Genomic DNA, 16,239 nt, shown 5'->3' with positions numbered 1-16,239 from the left:
AACATGTTAACAATTCAACAAAATAAAAAAGAAGGCTGTTCCAAAATAACTTTTTGGACAGCCTTCTTCTAGTTATTCACCTGACCTAACTTTCCTTCCCGGACGTTTCACACCAGTCGTTTCTGTTGAATAGGAAGCTTCAATTATAGCGGTTGGATCTACAGAGAGAACGAGATCTTTCATTTTCGGATAAATGAATCGGTTTGTAATGCAATAAATGATTCTCTTATGCTCCCCTAAAAAACCACCTTCTCCATGTAGATACGTAACAGATAGTTGCAATTCTTTCATAAGTAAATCGCCTATTTCTTTATTCTTACCAGAAATAATCATAACGCTCTTACCTTGATTAATACCATCTAGTATAAAATCAATCATCTTCGTAACAATATAGAAAATTGCTAACGAGAACATCGCTTGTTCGATTGAAAATAAAATGGCAACAAAAATGAAAATAACTGCATTTACTGCAAGTAAAAATGTACTAATCGGTACATTAAAGTGTTTATTCATCCAAACTGCCAACATTTCCGAACCGTCAATTGCTCCACCCATTTTAACAACAATCCCAACACCAATTCCAAACAGTACTCCACCATAAAGTACAATTAATAACTCAGAAGTCGTAATTGCTGGAAATGGTTTTAAATAAATTAATCCGAGTGTTGTAACTACATTCGCATAAGATGTACGGATAAAAAATTTCTTTCCCATTACTTTTGCAGTAAATAATAAAATTGGGATATTAATTCCTAAGAACACACCATAAAGCGGCAATCCTGCGACTTTATTTGCCATAATAGCAATAGCCGTTACCCCGCCATCTACTAATCCATTAGGTGCTAAAATAAGCTCTAATGAACCTGCTACTATAATTGAGCCAATTGTTAATAATACGTATTCAAATACTTTCTTCATTCATTACCCCCAAAACTTATATATTTTCTTAGTATTATTTTAACGTAATTTTACTACTAATTCAAAGGTATCGATTTATATACAGAAAAGTTTCTCCTTTATCGCTATTTTTATGTAACACATGTAACGCGTAATACTAAAAACACACTTACAAATTAAAAGTAAGTGTGTTTTTAACATCTATTTAATCTTTACGTACGGCTTCATTTTTAATTTGAATATTTCCTCAACTGCCCTTTGATATCCACCGGCATTTCTAAGCGACTCTCCCACTTTACGACTATTCTCCTTAAACGTCACATCATCCATTACTTTCTTTACAGCCTCACGTAACAATTCAGAAGTTAACTCGTTGCGATTAAGTCTTATTCCTGCCCCTACTTCAGTCAATCGTTTTGCAACGAATGGCTGATCTCCTGTTACCGGAATTACAACTAATGGAACACCGTAATATAACGCTTCACTCGAACTATTCATACCACCATGTGTCACGAATACATCAGCATGCTGTAAAACTTCTAATTGCGGGACATAATTATACAACTTAAAGTTTTTCGGGATATTTTCAAATTGACTTATATTTATCTTCTTACCAACGACTAATACGACTGTCGCATCAACATCTTTAAAAGCTTCAAAACATTTTTCATACAAAGCAGGTTGTTCATTAAAAACTGTTCCCATAGAAATGAAAATCACTTTTTCATTTTTTAAATCTTCGGTAGGAAAACTCCCCACTTCTTTTCGAGTAGCAATTGATGGACCTACAAATTTATACGATTCATCAAATACCTCTGAACGTGGCTGATATTCTTTTGAAGTATATACAATCGTAATATCACCAGGATGGTTCATAATATCATACATACTATTACATTTCATTCCATACTGCTTATTCCATCTTTCCATTCCCGCTAAACAAGATTGATATAATGGATCCATTTCATCTACTTGTCTCGATTCTTGCTCATCATGAAAATTAATGTACTGATTAACAGCAAACGTTGTACAGGATGAAACACTTGGTAATTGTAAAATATTCGCTATAATACGTCCTACTGGAAAATGATTATCATATATTAAATAATCGTATTTTTCCTCTTTTGTTTCTTCTACAATTTGAGTAACAATACGCTCTGATGCTTCAATCATATGAGATAGCATCGTCAAAGGGCTCCCACCTTCATTTACTCGTTCCATAATATTAATTTGAGAGAGAAAATTCTCAAACACTCGGAATTCCGCACCTGTTGCTTCAACCTTCTTTCTATAATCTTCAATACAATAAGAAACAACTGTTTCCCCTCGCTGAATTAACTCACTTACAATAGCTAAAGTCGGATTAATATGACCTTCCCCAGGAAAATTTATTACGAGTACATTTGCCATAACATTCTCTCCTATCCAATTAATATAATAAAATTAACAATTAATTATATTAATTAATTTAAGTCTATTATAAATGAATGCATTCTACTTCTTCATGCTTTTCTCTTCATTTTATTATTGAGAAATATTTTCTATAGTCTACATTATTGTGATTCACAATCTTATAAATGAATGCTTAATTTTACTTTTACTCTTCATAGATTTAAAGATACGAGTCTTACATTCAAGTATTACCACCATTATTTTTAGACAATTCATACAAAAATAGAGAAATATAATATTTTTAATGAGTTTTCACTATAAATGTAAGTATGCTTTCAATCTTTTTATCTTTATCCTCATAACTCATCATCTGTTATATAATGAATTTATGGAATTTACAGAAAAAGGAGTCTTTTCATGTTACAACAACTATTCAATTCACCTATTCTATCCGTTCAAGCCTTGCACCCAGGTTATGAAGATCATGCAAGTGATGTTTTTCTCGTTCAAACAGAAGATACAGAAGTTATCGTTCGTGCTTCTAAAATGAATGAAGAACCAAATAATGATTTTTGGTGGGGATGTAAAAATCTATTTGGAATTGATCCAAGGAACGTCCATCATTTAGAAACTGTACATACATTGCTGCAAGAACATACGAATCTTCCTATCCCAACAATATTAGAAAAACATGTTTTAAATAGCCGTGAATTTGTGGTGGTCGAAAAGTTAGTAGGTAACACAGTTCAATCTTTTATCGAGCAACCAGATTCTATTTTATTCAGCCTAGGAAAAGGACTTGCAGAAATACATAAATTTAAAGCCGATTTCATAGGAAATCCGTCTGGCACGTTCCAAGTTCCACTAGATGAATTCCAATCACATATTTTAAACGTGAGTAAAGAGCTTGTGAATATGTTTTATTCCGATGATGAAAGCATAAAAAATGCATTCCCTACCTTTGAATCACAACTTTCTTCCCTGTCCGTACCAAAGGAATCTACACTCGTCTTAATTGATATGGATCCTACTCAATTTTTATCTGACGGTACAACTATTACGGGTTTAGTAGATACTGAAGCTTACGCTGTTGCTCCGCGAGAGTTTGATTTTATCGGACTAGAATATGTACTTACCGAAAAAGAAGCACATGCCTTTAAAAGTGGTTACGAAACAATTATGTCTATTCCTCACTTAGAAGAATATAGACAGCCTTATCGTTATTTATACCGACTGTTATCTGTGCAAGGTAATGTGGAATTAAAGAAATGGTTAAGTCACCCATCCTATTTTTAAATACAAATGAGAGGGAGTATACAATGGATATTCAGAAAAAGCGTTCTGTAACAGAAAGTGAAATACAGCAAATGAAGGATTTAGCTTATATTTGCGGACAACAAGATAATCTTGATTACTCTTCAGATTTACATATCAACTTTTTAAAAAATCGAAATGAAGATTATATAAACGTTTTTCTTCTTTATAACGGTACTCAATTAATTGGCGCTTTAAATATGTATGATTTCGAAAGACCAACAAAGCTTGAACTAATAGGCTTTGTACATCCTCATTTTAGAAAACAACATTTCGGAACTATCCTTTTACAAACTGCAATGAAAGAAATACAAAATAGAGCGACAGATGAAGCTCTTCTTATTATTAATGGGGATTCTATTTCTGGGAATGCATTTGTAAAACATATGAAGTTACCATATTTATATAGTGAATATAGTATGGCGTTCAAAACAAACGAAATTCAAAAAACAACAGATAATAATATACAGCTTACTCTTGCACCTTCAGAATCACTTCTTGACCTTATTAAAATTTCTAGTAAAGCTTTTGGTGATTCAGTAGAAAATACGGCTACATGGTTACAAAAAATGATGAATTCATCTTCCCATCAAGTTTACAGTGCCCTTATTGCTGAAAAAGTGATAGGAACAATTACAGTTTCTAAACAAGAGCAATCTACTACACTATCAGGATTCGCCGTTCATCCTTCTTATCAAGGTAAAGGATACGGAAAAGATATTCTTTGTAATATAGTACATACCCTTATTACAGAAGGAGTTTCAACAATTGAGTTAGACGTCGAAACGAAAAATATCCACGCTTTAAAACTATATACACAATGTGGTTTTGAAATTAAAACGAGGCATGACTATTATAATTTAATGAATTTTTAGGTGAATACATATGTTAAAAAAACAATTTATTCTAATTATGATATTTTAGCAAACATCTATAATAAACATTGGAGACATTTTGTTTAACACTCCTACCCAGCCTCGTTTTACAAGATGCTCTTCCCTACTCTCGTATATTAGATCTTTGTTGCGGGACTGGTCATCTCTGCCGGTGATAGTTTAATTTAGATGAACTAAAAAGTGTGTTTCACAAAGTTTACTCCGTATTACATAACGAGGGTATATTCGCATTTGATATGAATAAAAAAACTGAATCGAAATGATTCAGTTTTTTCTTAATATATTTACAACTGCAGTTGTTTCGTCATTTTCTTTATAGACACGCGGAATTCTTCTATCTAGCATACATGTAACTTCATAGTTTATTGTACCTAACATATCCGCTATTTCTTCTACTGCGATATTTTCTTCACCTTGTTTACCGTAGAATACTACTTCGTCTCCTACTTGTACTGGCATCGCTTTTGAAACATCCAACATTAACTGATCCATACAAACACGGCCAATAACAGGTACTCGAACCCCGTTAATTAACGCATAGCCTTTATTAGATAATTGACGATTATAACCATCAGCATAACCAATTGGTACAGTCGCAATCCATTCTTCACCAGTTGTTACATACGTATTCCCATAACTTACACCACGATTCTTCTTCGCATGTTTAATATGAGCTACTTTTGATTTTAACGACAACGCAGGCTGTAAAGAAACGACTGAATGATCCACTTCTTTTGACGGATACATACCGTACACGCCTATTCCAACGCGTACCATATTTTGAAATGTGTTACTTAATTCCATTGATCCCGCACTATTTGAACTATGAATATATGGTATTTGAATTCCTAATTCTTTCGCTGTATTAACAGCCTTTTCAAATAAACTTGTTTGCATATTCGTATATGATTTATCGATTTCATCTGCCGTAGAGTAATGCGTAAATATCCCTACTACCTCTACATACTCCATACGGTTTAATTCTTCTAAAAATGGTTTAACTTCTTCTTCTTGTAAACCGATACGACTCATTCCTGTATCAATTTTCACTTGAATTTGTACTTTCTTTTGAAGACGGTTTGCAATTTCATTTATACCATGTAAATCTTCTACTCTATAAACAGTCATCATAACGTCATATTGAATTACATCTTCTACAGCCGCTACTGGTGTGTATCCTAAAATTAAAATCGGCACAGTAATTCCTGCTTCTCTTAATTCTATTGCTTCATCTACAAATGCAACTGCAAGTTGATGTATCCCAGCTTCAATTGCAGCTTTGGCAACTTCAACTGCCCCATGGCCATACCCATTCGCTTTTACAGCAGCCATCATCTTAATTTCTTCATCATTTACATGTTTTTTAAATTCTTTTACATTATGTTTTACAGCATTTAAGTCAATTTCTACAATTGTATCTCTTCCATATTTCAAACTCATTGGTCTAACTCCTAACTCAATAATTGCATTCCATTCTATTTCACGTTTCATATGACCTTTTACAATATAATACTTTTCATTATGCTAGTCAAACTACTAGAATTTTCGGAATTTTGAGTATGATATAATATCCTCAAGAAACTATTATATACGGAGACGAGGAGAATTACAATGTTTGTTCAATCTGCATTGCATCAACTAAAAGTTGCTATTGATACTTCTATTTATATGCTTAACCAATATAGTGAAAACGATTTAAAAATACAACCGATTCACTCAAAACGATCATTATTTGAAATGTGTGCACATCTTTCTCTTATTTGTCATGCTGATTTACTCATTTTAAATGGTATTTCAGAAAAAGAATTACATACCTTTTATATAGAACATACGCCCGTAACAGTTGCTCACATGCAACAAACGATGATTGAAGGATACAACCTTCTCTCTAAAACATTTCTTTCCTACTCCCAAATAGAATTAGCAGAAGTTATGACTGCCTATTGGGGTATTTCTTATTCGCGCTTTGAATGGTTACTTGAAATCGTTGCACACTTTTATCATCATCGTGGACAAATTCATATTTTATTATGCGAGCATATGAAAGATCCTCGCATTCCTTTATTTGAGTGATTTTCCACTCATTCATTAATTATAAATAGAGAAGCTACAAAACCAATAAAAAGTATCATTCCTAATAAAATAAATGTTTGAGCATAACCGCCTATTTTCATAAGATAAATAGAAATGATAGGTCCTATACTAGTACCTAAAAATAAAATAAAAGTATAAATAGATACTGCTATTCCCCTTGCTTTCCCTCCTAATTGACCTACAAGAGAAACTAAAGACGGAACGGATATAGCAATACCTATTACAAAACAGACACTCATCATTACAAGTAGAGATAGATACGAAACAAAGCCCATTGAACTTAGACTAAAAATAGCAATCAACAATCCTCCTTGAAGAACTTTCCTTACTTCAAACCTCTTTGTTAAACGACCTGCAAGTGGTGACAGCAACATACCAAACAGCCCTGCTAAGCGAAAATAAAGGATTTGTTCTGCAGTTAAATTGTAAGTAGGAGAGCTCAAATAATTCCCTAAAACAGTATACATATTAACAAAAGCCATTATTAAAACAGGATTTTTCACACTGACTAACTATTAGTTTTAAATAATGCGCAACTTCTTTAACGCATAAGAAATTCCGCCTTCACTCGCCTTCGTTGTAAGGAAATCAGCCCTTCTCTTCAACTCCTCTCCACCATTTCCCATCGCAACTCCTAATCCTACATACTGCAACATTTCAATATCATTTCCACCATCGCCAAAGGCAATGGCTTCTGATTTACTAATATTTAAATGTTCCAATACTTTTTGAATTGCAGTTAGCTTCGATACTTTACTATCTTCCAATACATTTATAACGTAACCATGAAAACGCTCAAACGTAAGTGCTGGATATCTTTCAATGAATTTTTGAGCTTCTGTGTCATCAGCATACAGACATATGCAATACATTTCATCTGATAAGTTTCTAACTTTGTCAGGATACTGCTCTAAATTTAAAGTTTCATTTAACGCTCGCATGACACGTTCATCTTTGGAAGCAATATTATTCATTGCAAATTCTTCTGTAAAGTAAGAAACACTGTGACCATGTAATTCAGCAAAATTTGAAATATCATGAACGATTTCGCTTGAAAGTACTGATTTATGTATAACTTCTTTCCCACATTTTATATGTGCACCATTTGCTGAAATAAACGTATTTATACCTAGTTCCTTAAATTGTGAGCATAAACTATATGGTCTTCCAGTTGTAACAACTACGTGAATTCCTTTATCTATTAATCTTTGTACCGCTTCTTTTGTACTTTCGTGCATGCTTCTATCAATCTCACTTAATAACGTACCGTCAACATCGAAAAATACAACTTTGTACATAAGTCTTTACATCCCGTCCAAATGATTCGTATCATTAATGAAATGCACCGTTTTTTGTTCACCCTCAATTTCAATTAAACTTATTCCCGTATCTCCCATTTTGAAATAGTAGTCCATTGAAATTGGCATTTTGAAAAATGCACGTAATAGACTATTAATTACGCCTCCATGGGCAACAATTGCAATTCGGTCATATGTATTCTCTGTCAAGATTTTAGAAAAGATTCCTTCTATTCTCATTCGAAACTCAATAAACGATTCCCCGTTTTCAAAACGATCATGAAGAAACTTTGGCTCTGGATATTTCTTTGCTTCTTCAAATGATAAGCCTGCTTGCACTCCATTATTAAACTCCATTAATTCCTCTTCTAATTGAATTGGACAACCAATTGCTTCTGCTAATGTTTCACCCGTTTCACGAGCGCGTTTTAATGTGCTTGCCCAAATGAAATCTGGTGAAAAATCTTTTTTCACTTTCTGTACAAGTCTTTGTACTTGTTGTCTCCCTTTGTCAGTTAACTCAAAATCAGCTCGACCTTCATGCACATGTAAAATATCAGCTTCTGATTCTCCGTGGCGTATTAGTAGTATTTGCATGTTCCTCTCTCCCTTTATTTAACATTCATAAAATTCCATTATATCACATTTTAAGATTCCAAAATAAAAAAGGAACGGTCTCCCGTCCCTTATCCATTCACTTTTTCCGCATCATTCCAATAATATTTACTAAACGCTTCTGTTAACACATCAATTGTGTTATATAATTCATCTAACGTATTATCAACACCACCAACTTCAATTAACATCGCATTTTTCGATAAATCTTGGTTATAAACGCCATTTCCATCTTTTTTATACTTTGGAAAAATCCCTCTACTTAATCCGTAATAGTTTTCATCTAAATAACTATTGATCGCTCTTGCAATTTTTTCATTTTCAGCACGGCCTTCATTTTCCATCCCAATTATAAAATATAATCTTGCATACGATTTTCCGTTAATTACTTTTGTTGTTACTTTCTTACGCTGATCGTCACGGTGTATATCAATCGGAAACGCAATTTTATTATTTTGTGCTAATGCTTCTTTTACATATTCATGAGACGCTTTATATGACTGATACCATACCCACTTTTTACTCGCTAATAAATCACCCATATTCGTTTTATCATGAACTACCGGAATTCCTTGTCCTTCAAGTTGCTCTTTCATACGTTTCCCTAGTAAAGACACATTTACATCTGGGCTAGATGGATCAGTTGCCCCTGGTAATAATGGAAAGAAGGATTCCCAGCTATGTGTATGATAAATATATACTGCACTTTCACCTTTTTTCGCTCCGTTCTTTTTCTGAACCGGATTATTCTTTTCTGCTTCTGTAACTTTATCTTTTGCTATTTCCCGTTCTTTCGTTACTTCTTCAATCGGTACACTAGATTCATTTGGGATATTCGTCAAGTTTGTCCCTTCCCCAGCTACGATAATATTAGAATAATACTTTGACATACCAGGTACTTCTTTACCGACGAATGTTCTTAAATCTTTAATTTTCAAATCTGTCGCGATAGAGAACATTAAATTTCCAACTGACTCTCTTTTATTCTTCTTAAAATAATCAAATCCGTAATAGCGATTCTCACTTTCTATCATTTGAACAAAACCTTGCATCGATACTTTTCCAAACCATTGATTTGCATAATTCGATTTCATTGTATGTAAAAATGACGTCAAAATCGACGCTATTATAATTACTATTAGCGCATATAAAAGGAGTAACGAAATCAGTTTCTTCCCATGTATTCGAGTTGCATACTTTTTCACTGCATCACCTTCTTTATACATGGATATGTACAAGCTTTTCAGAATATACGCACAAAAAAAGAGAAATGGTATACCATTTCTCTTCCTCACTTTTATTGTTCTTTTCCTGTATCATTTGAAAGTAGTTTCTTCGCTTGTTTTTCTTTAAATATTTCTCCAATTGCCCCAAGAGTACCAAGTGTTTCAATTGCATTAGACGGAATAAAGACTTTATTTGCTGGTCCTTTTGCAACTTCAGCTAATGATTCAAATGATTTGTAAGCAAGTATACGCTCATCCAAATTTGCTTCACGAAGCAATTCAATACGATTTTGTTCTGCTTTTGCAATTTCTTCAATTGCTCGTGCTTCCCCTTGTGCTTCTAATTCTTTTGCTTCTTTTATACCTTCAGCTTCGCGAATACGCGCTTCTTTATCCCCTTCAGCCATCAAGATTTTACTTTGCTTTTCCCCTTCAGCGCGAAGGACTTTATCTTGTTTTGCTGCTTCAGCTTCTAAAATAATCGCACGTTTATTACGCTCAGCCTTCATTTGTTTTTCCATTGATGCTTGCACATCTTTTGGCGGGTTAATATCAACAACTTCGACACGTTCAATACGTACGCCCCATTTTTCTGTTGCTTCATCAAGCGCTAAGCGGATTTCTGTTGAAATTTTTTCACGACCAGATAACGTTTCATCCAGTTCCATTTTACCGATGATTTGACGCATCGTTGCTGAAGTAATATTACGAACACCATATTCATAGTTTGAAATACCATATGTCGCAAGTTCTGGTTCAACAATTTGATAGAAAATAATTGTATCAATCTCTACTTGAACATTATCTTTCGTAATTACCTTTTGCGGTGGTACATTCGTTTGTTGAATGCGTAAGTCATGATATACACGAACACGATCTACAATTGGTATTAAAATATTTAACCCTGGGTGCATTATACGTTGAAACTTACCAAATCTTTCAACAACCCCAACTTTTTGCTGAGGAATAATTTTAATTGTTAATGCGATAAATGTAACTACAATTAGTGCGAATATAATCGTTAACGTTAATGCTACCATATTTATTCACTCTCCTTTTTCACTTGTAATATAGTACTATGCCTCTTTATAACAACGACTTTTTCTCCAGCATCAATTGAAGAATCTGCAATAGCTGTCCAAGTATCTCCATCCACCTTCACAATACCATTCGCTTCATTTGTAATCGCTTGCATAACAATCCCTCTTTTACCAACAAGCATATCTACTGTATCAGTAAAACCTTTTGCTTCTCGAAAGTTTTTTGAAATTCTTTTCGTAAAGAATGTCAAAGTTAAACTTACAATTGCACCAACAGTAACTTGTAACAGTAGTGCATCAGGAGCAAACAAAGCAATAAGACCTCCGACAACAGCTCCAATTCCAAGCCAAAGCATGTAAAATGTAATCGACAACATTTCCGCGATAAATAAAATACCAGCTATTATAAACCAAATTACCCAAGCAGCCATATGCAACCCTCACTTTCTTTCTCATTTTCTATATGTATATGAAGAAAAGAATGGTTTATCCGCCCTTTCTTACACTTGGGCGTTTGCTACAAGCTATTGTACATATTCACTGTTACAATGATCATTAATATAATACTATATCAATATATTCTTCATTATACATGAAAATCCCTTTCAAAAAGTGACAAAAAATTAAATTCTTTAAAAATTTTAATTTTTAAATTACAATTATTACAATTACTAAATACTATTTTTTATAGAGGTGATATTCTTATTGAGAAACCTGTCACTAATCTACTATTTAGGTTCCAAAATATGCATTACTCTCGCTGACATCGTATATGTAATGATTATTACAACTCATATTTATATAGCAACTAAATCAGCTACTATTACTGCTCTTTTTCCATTATTACAAGTTATCACAAATCTAATTGCTAACATCTCTGCACCACTTATAATAAATCGTTTTCCATCTTATACGCTGCTATATACGCTCCAATGGTTGAAAACAGTCTTTTTACTATTATTAATGATTTTGTTCCCGGTCTTATCCACAAACATTATAGCTCTATTAACTTTTATTTTTGTCATTTCATTATGTAGCGGGTGGAGTGCTCCATTATTATACGGTATTCTTCCGCGCCTTACACCGAAAGAAAAATTAGTAAAAGTAAATAGTATCTTTTCCTTTTCAACACAAATTGTGCAAGCCGTTGCTTATTCATTTACGAGTATTGTCGTTCTTCTCATTGGCGCTACTTCTACACTCATGATTAATAACATTTTAATGATTTTCGGATGCATTGCATTACATTTTTCATTACGTTCCATACATACTGAAAGAATAGCAGATTCTCCCTCTTCCAAAAGTACTGTTTTATTGGAAGGTTGGAAACTCCTATTTCAAAATCCTTCTCTCCGTACCGTTACATATATGGACTTAATCGAAACTTTCGCAGGGACAATATGGATTGGCGCTATTACGATGGCATACGTTACGACTATCCTTCATAAGGGCGAAGAATGGTGGGGGTATATTAATACAAGTTATTATGTTGGCACGTTAATCGGTGGTCTATTAGCCTGGAAAATGAGTTCCTATATTCAAAACAATTTAATACGATCTATGTCGATTGGCTCTCTTATATTTAGCATTCTTACATTTTTATATGGTATGACAAGCAGCGGATTTATTGCGCTTTTTCTATGTGTTCTAATGGGACCCTGTTATCAAATTAGAGATATTTCCCAAACGACTGTTTTACAATCAAGTGTCGCCCCTTCTTTATTATCAAAAATGTATACAGCACATGGCGCACTTCTTTCAACAGCCTCTGGACTATCTATGCTTATCATTGGCATTATTACTGATATGTTCGGTGTTCGTACAATTTATATCATCGCTTCTATTCTTATTTTATGTTCCGCTTGTTTATCTTTTAGTTTATTAAAATATCATAAGACAGAGCAGAACGATATTTCAATTTAATCACTAAAACAAAGAGGACAGGGATTCCTGTCCTCTTCGTTTATTCTATTCATGATAAGTTGGGGATTTTTCTATGCTTTGTCGCTTGTTCAAAAGCATAAGCTAATTTAATTAATATCCCTTCACTAAAGGCAGTGCTTGCAATGGTAATTCCAAAAGGCCTCCCGCTTTCCATATACCCTGCCGGTATTGCTATAGACGGATAACCCGCTTTCGCACATATAGTAGAACCTATATAGGAAGGAAACAGTATCGCATCAAGATTATATTTTTCCAATGCAAAATCAATGCCTTGTTCTTGAGAAAAATATATATCTTCTAATCTCGCATTTAAATATTCTGGATTTCGTAACGTATTAGGAAAATCTTTTCTTCCCTCTAACTTAGTTTGTCCATATTTTAAAGCTCTTTCTGCTATGTTTTTATTAAACTCCATTAACTCCGAAATAGAATGTACCGGGATAGTAGAAGGTAATTTAGAAAGATAGTTATCTAAACTATGCTTCAGCTCATAAAGCGGAACTCCCCAGCTCCATTCTCTATGAAAAGAAGGAATATCAATATTTTCTACTACTGTCGCTCCTTCATTACGTAATACTTGGATCGTTTCCTTAAACAAGATTTCATCATACTCACCATTTTCGTAATAATCTTTTGGTGCATCGTTAAACACACCAATCTTCGCTCCATTTAAACCATTTGCATCAAGGTAAGATGTATAATCCCGATATGCCCTACCGTCACTTTTGTGAGTAACTACATCTTTCTCATCCACTCCAGTTAAACTTCCTAGCAAAATAGCAGCATCGGTTACCGTTCTAGCAAATGGTCCAGCTGTATCTTGCGAATAAGTAAATGGAATAATTCCTCTACGACTAATTAAACCGACAGTCGGTTTAATACCTACTACAGAATTTTGAACAGCGGGGCTCACAATAGAAGCATCGGTTTCTGTCCCAACAGATACTACTGTAAAGTTAGCAGCAACTGCTATTGCAGATCCTGTACTAGATCCGCCAACAAACATATGATCCTTGCCAGTTCCATATGGATTGATTGTTTGACCACCTCTTGCACTATATCCAGCCCACATGTCAAAAGACATTGCATTTGCTAATTCTGTCATATTCGTTTTTCCTATTATCACTGCCCCTGCTTCTCGCAGTTTAGTAACGAGAAATGCATCTTCACTGCTTATATTTTGTTCTAGAGCTATTGTACCTGCACTTGTATGCATGAAGTCATTCGTTTCAATATTATCCTTAAGCAAAACAGGTATTCCATGCAATGGTCCCCTTACGCCGTTTATCTTTCTTTCATAATCTAACGCTTCTGCAATAAAAATAGCATCTGGATTGATTTCTAAAATTGAATTAATTTTCGGCCCGTCTTGATCATACTTTGCGATTCTATAGAGATAATACATCACTAGCTCTTTTGAAGTTAGCTTTCCAGATTCCATTTCATTTTGAATATCTTGAATTGTTAATTCCTTTTTTAAGATTGGATTAAACTGAATTTCCATTTATATTCTCCCTTATATGAACTTTTTTTAGCATATACCCCTTACTTTTTCAATTTTTCATCTCAACACATCCTAAATTAATATCCCTTTAAAGAAATTCAATATCCTTATTTAAACACCTTTAATTTCCCGAAAAATAAAAAAAGTCTGAAACGGATTAGCCTTCGCTTCAGACTCTTACATTACTGTGCGTATACTTCATCTAATAAATGTAAAAACTCACCTTGTTTTCCAGCTAATTCAGGGCATTTTGCAATATCAACCCATTCGTAGCAAAATACTAATCCTTTATCTTCCTCACCAGCACTTACAATATGTTCCCAAGTATCCTTTACATCTGTTAGTAAAGTTACATGGAAAAAGTGGCGTTTTTCATACTCCTGTTTTTCTTTCATATGTATAATGTAATCTGCTAAAAAACGCTCTATGCATAAATGACGCAATCCGGATTCTTCCTGTACTTCACGCAATATAGCAGCTTCTAACGTTTCACCTTCATCAACCGTTCCCCCTGGCACTTGAATACCAGCTTCATGTATATCACGATGTTTAAAAACAAGTAATTGCATAACCCCCTCTTGTTCTCTTGTAATATATGCATGTACTTTTTTCTTATATAACATCGTCATTGTACGTCTCTCCCCTCAATTGTTCACTCTGTTACTTCTTCAAGTGTCAGTTGATTATCATACAAATATGTAGCTTGTGGATTTCCCACATACCTTACGTGCCATGGTTCATACCGATAGCCCGTAATCGTTTCTTTCGCTTTTGTGTATCGAACCACAAAACCAAATTTATGGGCATTTTCAGAAAGCCACTGACCTTCTTTCGTTTCCCCAAAAACTGTCTCTAACTGAAATTTAGCAGATTGAGACGTAATATCCATAGCTAGTCCAGTTTGATGCTCACTTGTGCCAGGAACCGCGCTAGACATTGCTGTTTTTGCTTCCCCGTCTTGTTTTTTATACATCGTATTTAATGCTTTTTGTCGATCAAAAGATCTAAATCCAGAAACTGCAAAAAGAAAAATACGCTCGTTGTCAGCCTGCTGAAACATATCCTCAAGCGCCCTCGCTGCCTCTTTTCTCATCTTTTTCTTTTCTTGATCCCCTTCACTAGAGTAGCGCACTTTCGGAATAACTAAATCTGGCGGTCTATACCCATCTGGTAAACGCCTACTTTTATTTACAAGTACAAGCATTGAATTCGGATTATTAATTACCGCAATATCCCCATCCATATTAGCAATCGTTTCTTTCGCTTTCGGAAATATGCTATTTACACTTACTTCCCGCGCCTGCTTATCCTTATACATTTTATAATTGATTCCTGCTACTCCAATAATAATTATTGCAGCTACAATACCAAGTAGTGCCCATCTTTTTTTCATATAACGACCTCTTATTTTAATAATTTGGCCATTTCATACTCATCGATGCCCTTTCCATCGATAATAAGAGCAGCTTTTTTGACACCTTCTTTCTCAAATCCAGCTTTTTTATATAGTGCCTGAGCTCTTGTATTGTGGGCCATTACTGTTAATTCTAAACGCCATACATCATGTAATTTTGCCCACTTCTCAACCTCTTTAAACAATCTCGTCCCAATACCTCGCCCGTTATACTCTTGTAAAATACCAATTACAATGGTTGCCACATGCCTCTTTCTTTGAATGTTATTTCCATTCACTAATATAAAACCTACTATCCTCTCATCTTCAACTGCTACAAATATTGTTGCATATTCATTTTCTATAAAGCGATGGATCATTTTTTCTTGTTGCTCAGCTGTAGTTTTTCTTTCTCCTGGTTCATATAACATAAACTTCGTTTCTTCATCTAATTGCTTACTTAATTGCAAAAATGATGATGCATCTTCTATTTCGATCTCCCTAATCACTTCAATCACCCTACCAGTTTCATCATAAAAAGTTTTCCTTATAAAAAGATTTTCTCTACTTTCCTGAAAATCCCTTTGTAAATCTCCTGCTATAAATTGACAAATTTCGATATTACT

General features: G+C 33.9%; 16 protein-coding genes and 2 pseudogenes. 5 read left to right on the top strand and 13 right to left on the bottom strand.

Translation table 11 applies throughout. From position 1 onward, the window contains the following. Positions 1 to 72: 72 nt before the first annotated feature. Together NST90_RS10110 and NST90_RS10105 are read right to left on the bottom strand one after the other, a co-directional pair. Positions 73 to 918 (bottom strand): YitT family protein, encoded by an 846-nt coding sequence (locus NST90_RS10110; protein ID WP_000755127.1) that lies wholly within the window; start codon positions 916 to 918, stop codon positions 73 to 75. 180 nt (positions 919 to 1,098) lie between these two features. After that, positions 1,099 to 2,307: a macrolide family glycosyltransferase gene (locus NST90_RS10105; protein ID WP_006923787.1), complete on the bottom strand. Its 1,209-nt coding sequence runs from the start codon at positions 2,305 to 2,307 to the stop codon at positions 1,099 to 1,101. A gap of 399 nt (positions 2,308 to 2,706) precedes the next feature. Between NST90_RS10105 and NST90_RS10100 the strand changes: the two genes are divergently transcribed. The 3 genes and pseudogenes from NST90_RS10100 to NST90_RS10090 form a co-directional block, all read left to right on the top strand. Next, the gene (locus NST90_RS10100) at positions 2,707 to 3,585 is read left to right on the top strand and encodes a hypothetical protein (RefSeq protein ID WP_006923785.1); all 879 of its coding nucleotides are present in this window, start codon (positions 2,707 to 2,709) and stop codon (positions 3,583 to 3,585) included. Positions 3,586 to 3,608: 23 nt separating this feature from the next. Then, positions 3,609 to 4,478 (top strand): GNAT family N-acetyltransferase, encoded by an 870-nt coding sequence (locus tag NST90_RS10095; RefSeq protein ID WP_086388647.1) that lies wholly within the window; start codon positions 3,609 to 3,611, stop codon positions 4,476 to 4,478. Beyond that, positions 4,479 to 4,747 (top strand): annotated as a pseudogene (locus tag NST90_RS10090) (class I SAM-dependent methyltransferase); the annotation flags it as partial. Positions 4,748 to 4,763: 16 nt separating this feature from the next. On the opposite strand, the gene alr reads toward NST90_RS10090, so the two are convergent. Then, positions 4,764 to 5,939 (bottom strand): alanine racemase, encoded by a 1,176-nt coding sequence (alr, locus tag NST90_RS10085; RefSeq protein ID WP_002182683.1) that lies wholly within the window; start codon positions 5,937 to 5,939, stop codon positions 4,764 to 4,766. Positions 5,940 to 6,110: 171 nt separating this feature from the next. Here alr and NST90_RS10080 point away from each other — a divergent pair, with 171 nt between their 5' ends. After that, positions 6,111 to 6,572, top strand: a complete 462-nt coding sequence (locus tag NST90_RS10080; RefSeq protein ID WP_000498002.1) for a hypothetical protein — start codon at positions 6,111 to 6,113, stop codon at positions 6,570 to 6,572. An 8-nt stretch (positions 6,573 to 6,580) separates the two neighbouring features. Here the strand turns inward: NST90_RS10080 and NST90_RS10075 are convergent. From NST90_RS10075 to NST90_RS10050, 6 genes and pseudogenes are all read right to left on the bottom strand, one after another. Continuing rightward, positions 6,581 to 7,084 (bottom strand): annotated as a pseudogene (locus NST90_RS10075) (MFS transporter); the annotation flags it as partial. Between the two features lie 30 nt (positions 7,085 to 7,114). Continuing rightward, positions 7,115 to 7,891 (bottom strand): Cof-type HAD-IIB family hydrolase, encoded by a 777-nt coding sequence (locus NST90_RS10070; RefSeq protein ID WP_000278974.1) that lies wholly within the window; start codon positions 7,889 to 7,891, stop codon positions 7,115 to 7,117. 6 nt (positions 7,892 to 7,897) lie between these two features. Next, the gene (locus tag NST90_RS10065; protein WP_001166439.1) at positions 7,898 to 8,488 is read right to left on the bottom strand and encodes a histidine phosphatase family protein; all 591 of its coding nucleotides are present in this window, start codon (positions 8,486 to 8,488) and stop codon (positions 7,898 to 7,900) included. A gap of 89 nt (positions 8,489 to 8,577) precedes the next feature. Continuing rightward, entirely contained in the window at positions 8,578 to 9,783 is a 1,206-nt protein-coding gene (locus NST90_RS10060; RefSeq protein WP_309306822.1) for a stage II sporulation protein P, read from the bottom strand. A gap of 20 nt (positions 9,784 to 9,803) precedes the next feature. Continuing rightward, positions 9,804 to 10,772, bottom strand: a complete 969-nt coding sequence (locus NST90_RS10055) for an SPFH domain-containing protein (protein WP_000226251.1) — start codon at positions 10,770 to 10,772, stop codon at positions 9,804 to 9,806. A gap of 2 nt (positions 10,773 to 10,774) precedes the next feature. Beyond that, positions 10,775 to 11,203, bottom strand: a complete 429-nt coding sequence (locus NST90_RS10050; protein WP_000741976.1) for an NfeD family protein — start codon at positions 11,201 to 11,203, stop codon at positions 10,775 to 10,777. A 274-nt stretch (positions 11,204 to 11,477) separates the two neighbouring features. On the opposite strand from NST90_RS10050, the gene NST90_RS10045 reads away from it, so the two are divergent. Further along, positions 11,478 to 12,695, top strand: coding sequence for an MFS transporter (locus tag NST90_RS10045; RefSeq protein WP_001245229.1), 1,218 nt, complete (start codon positions 11,478 to 11,480; stop codon positions 12,693 to 12,695). Between the two features lie 49 nt (positions 12,696 to 12,744). Here the strand turns inward: NST90_RS10045 and NST90_RS10040 are convergent, their stop codons facing one another. The 4 genes from NST90_RS10040 to NST90_RS10025 all read right to left on the bottom strand — a co-directional run bounded on the left by NST90_RS10040 (position 12,745) and on the right by NST90_RS10025 (position 16,122). Then, complete coding sequence (locus NST90_RS10040; RefSeq protein ID WP_048558197.1) at positions 12,745 to 14,220, bottom strand: amidase family protein; 1,476 nt, start codon at positions 14,218 to 14,220, stop codon at positions 12,745 to 12,747. 182 nt (positions 14,221 to 14,402) lie between these two features. Further along, on the bottom strand, positions 14,403 to 14,849 hold the full coding sequence (locus NST90_RS10035; RefSeq protein WP_000178293.1) for an NUDIX domain-containing protein: 447 nt from the start codon (positions 14,847 to 14,849) through the stop codon (positions 14,403 to 14,405). 23 nt (positions 14,850 to 14,872) lie between these two features. Continuing rightward, positions 14,873 to 15,613, bottom strand: a complete 741-nt coding sequence (locus tag NST90_RS10030) for a M15 family metallopeptidase (protein ID WP_000747647.1) — start codon at positions 15,611 to 15,613, stop codon at positions 14,873 to 14,875. A gap of 11 nt (positions 15,614 to 15,624) precedes the next feature. Further along, positions 15,625 to 16,122, bottom strand: a complete 498-nt coding sequence (locus NST90_RS10025; RefSeq protein ID WP_000617576.1) for a GNAT family N-acetyltransferase — start codon at positions 16,120 to 16,122, stop codon at positions 15,625 to 15,627. Positions 16,123 to 16,239: the final 117 nt, after the last annotated feature.

Source organism: Bacillus sp. FSL E2-8900 (genome assembly GCF_037966225.1).
Classification (GTDB): Bacteria; Bacillota; Bacilli; order Bacillales; family Bacillaceae_G; genus Bacillus_A; species Bacillus_A cereus.
Note: the sequence above shows the minus strand (reverse complement) of the source record. Positions and strands in the feature narration are given on the sequence as shown.

Bases quoted from the DNA above. Each gene is read 5' to 3' on its own strand.
- NST90_RS10105 (WP_006923787.1), bottom strand. From the start codon at position 2,307: ATGGCAAATGTACTCGTAATAAATTTTCCTGGGGAAGGTCATATTAAT.
- NST90_RS10030 (WP_000747647.1), bottom strand. From the start codon at position 15,613: ATGAAAAAAAGATGGGCACTACTTGGTATTGTAGCTGCAATAATTATT.
- alr (WP_002182683.1), bottom strand. From the start codon at position 5,939: ATGAGTTTGAAATATGGAAGAGATACAATTGTAGAAATTGACTTAAAT.
- NST90_RS10095 (WP_086388647.1), top strand. From the start codon at position 3,609: ATGGATATTCAGAAAAAGCGTTCTGTAACAGAAAGTGAAATACAGCAA.
- NST90_RS10035 (WP_000178293.1), bottom strand. From the start codon at position 14,849: ATGACGATGTTATATAAGAAAAAAGTACATGCATATATTACAAGAGAA.
- NST90_RS10050 (WP_000741976.1), bottom strand. From the start codon at position 11,203: ATGGCTGCTTGGGTAATTTGGTTTATAATAGCTGGTATTTTATTTATC.
- NST90_RS10040 (WP_048558197.1), bottom strand. From the start codon at position 14,220: ATGGAAATTCAGTTTAATCCAATCTTAAAAAAGGAATTAACAATTCAA.
- NST90_RS10110 (WP_000755127.1), bottom strand. From the start codon at position 918: ATGAAGAAAGTATTTGAATACGTATTATTAACAATTGGCTCAATTATA.
- NST90_RS10055 (WP_000226251.1), bottom strand. From the start codon at position 10,772: ATGGTAGCATTAACGTTAACGATTATATTCGCACTAATTGTAGTTACA.
- NST90_RS10065 (WP_001166439.1), bottom strand. From the start codon at position 8,488: ATGCAAATACTACTAATACGCCACGGAGAATCAGAAGCTGATATTTTA.
- NST90_RS10080 (WP_000498002.1), top strand. From the start codon at position 6,111: ATGTTTGTTCAATCTGCATTGCATCAACTAAAAGTTGCTATTGATACT.
- NST90_RS10100 (WP_006923785.1), top strand. From the start codon at position 2,707: ATGTTACAACAACTATTCAATTCACCTATTCTATCCGTTCAAGCCTTG.
- NST90_RS10070 (WP_000278974.1), bottom strand. From the start codon at position 7,891: ATGTACAAAGTTGTATTTTTCGATGTTGACGGTACGTTATTAAGTGAG.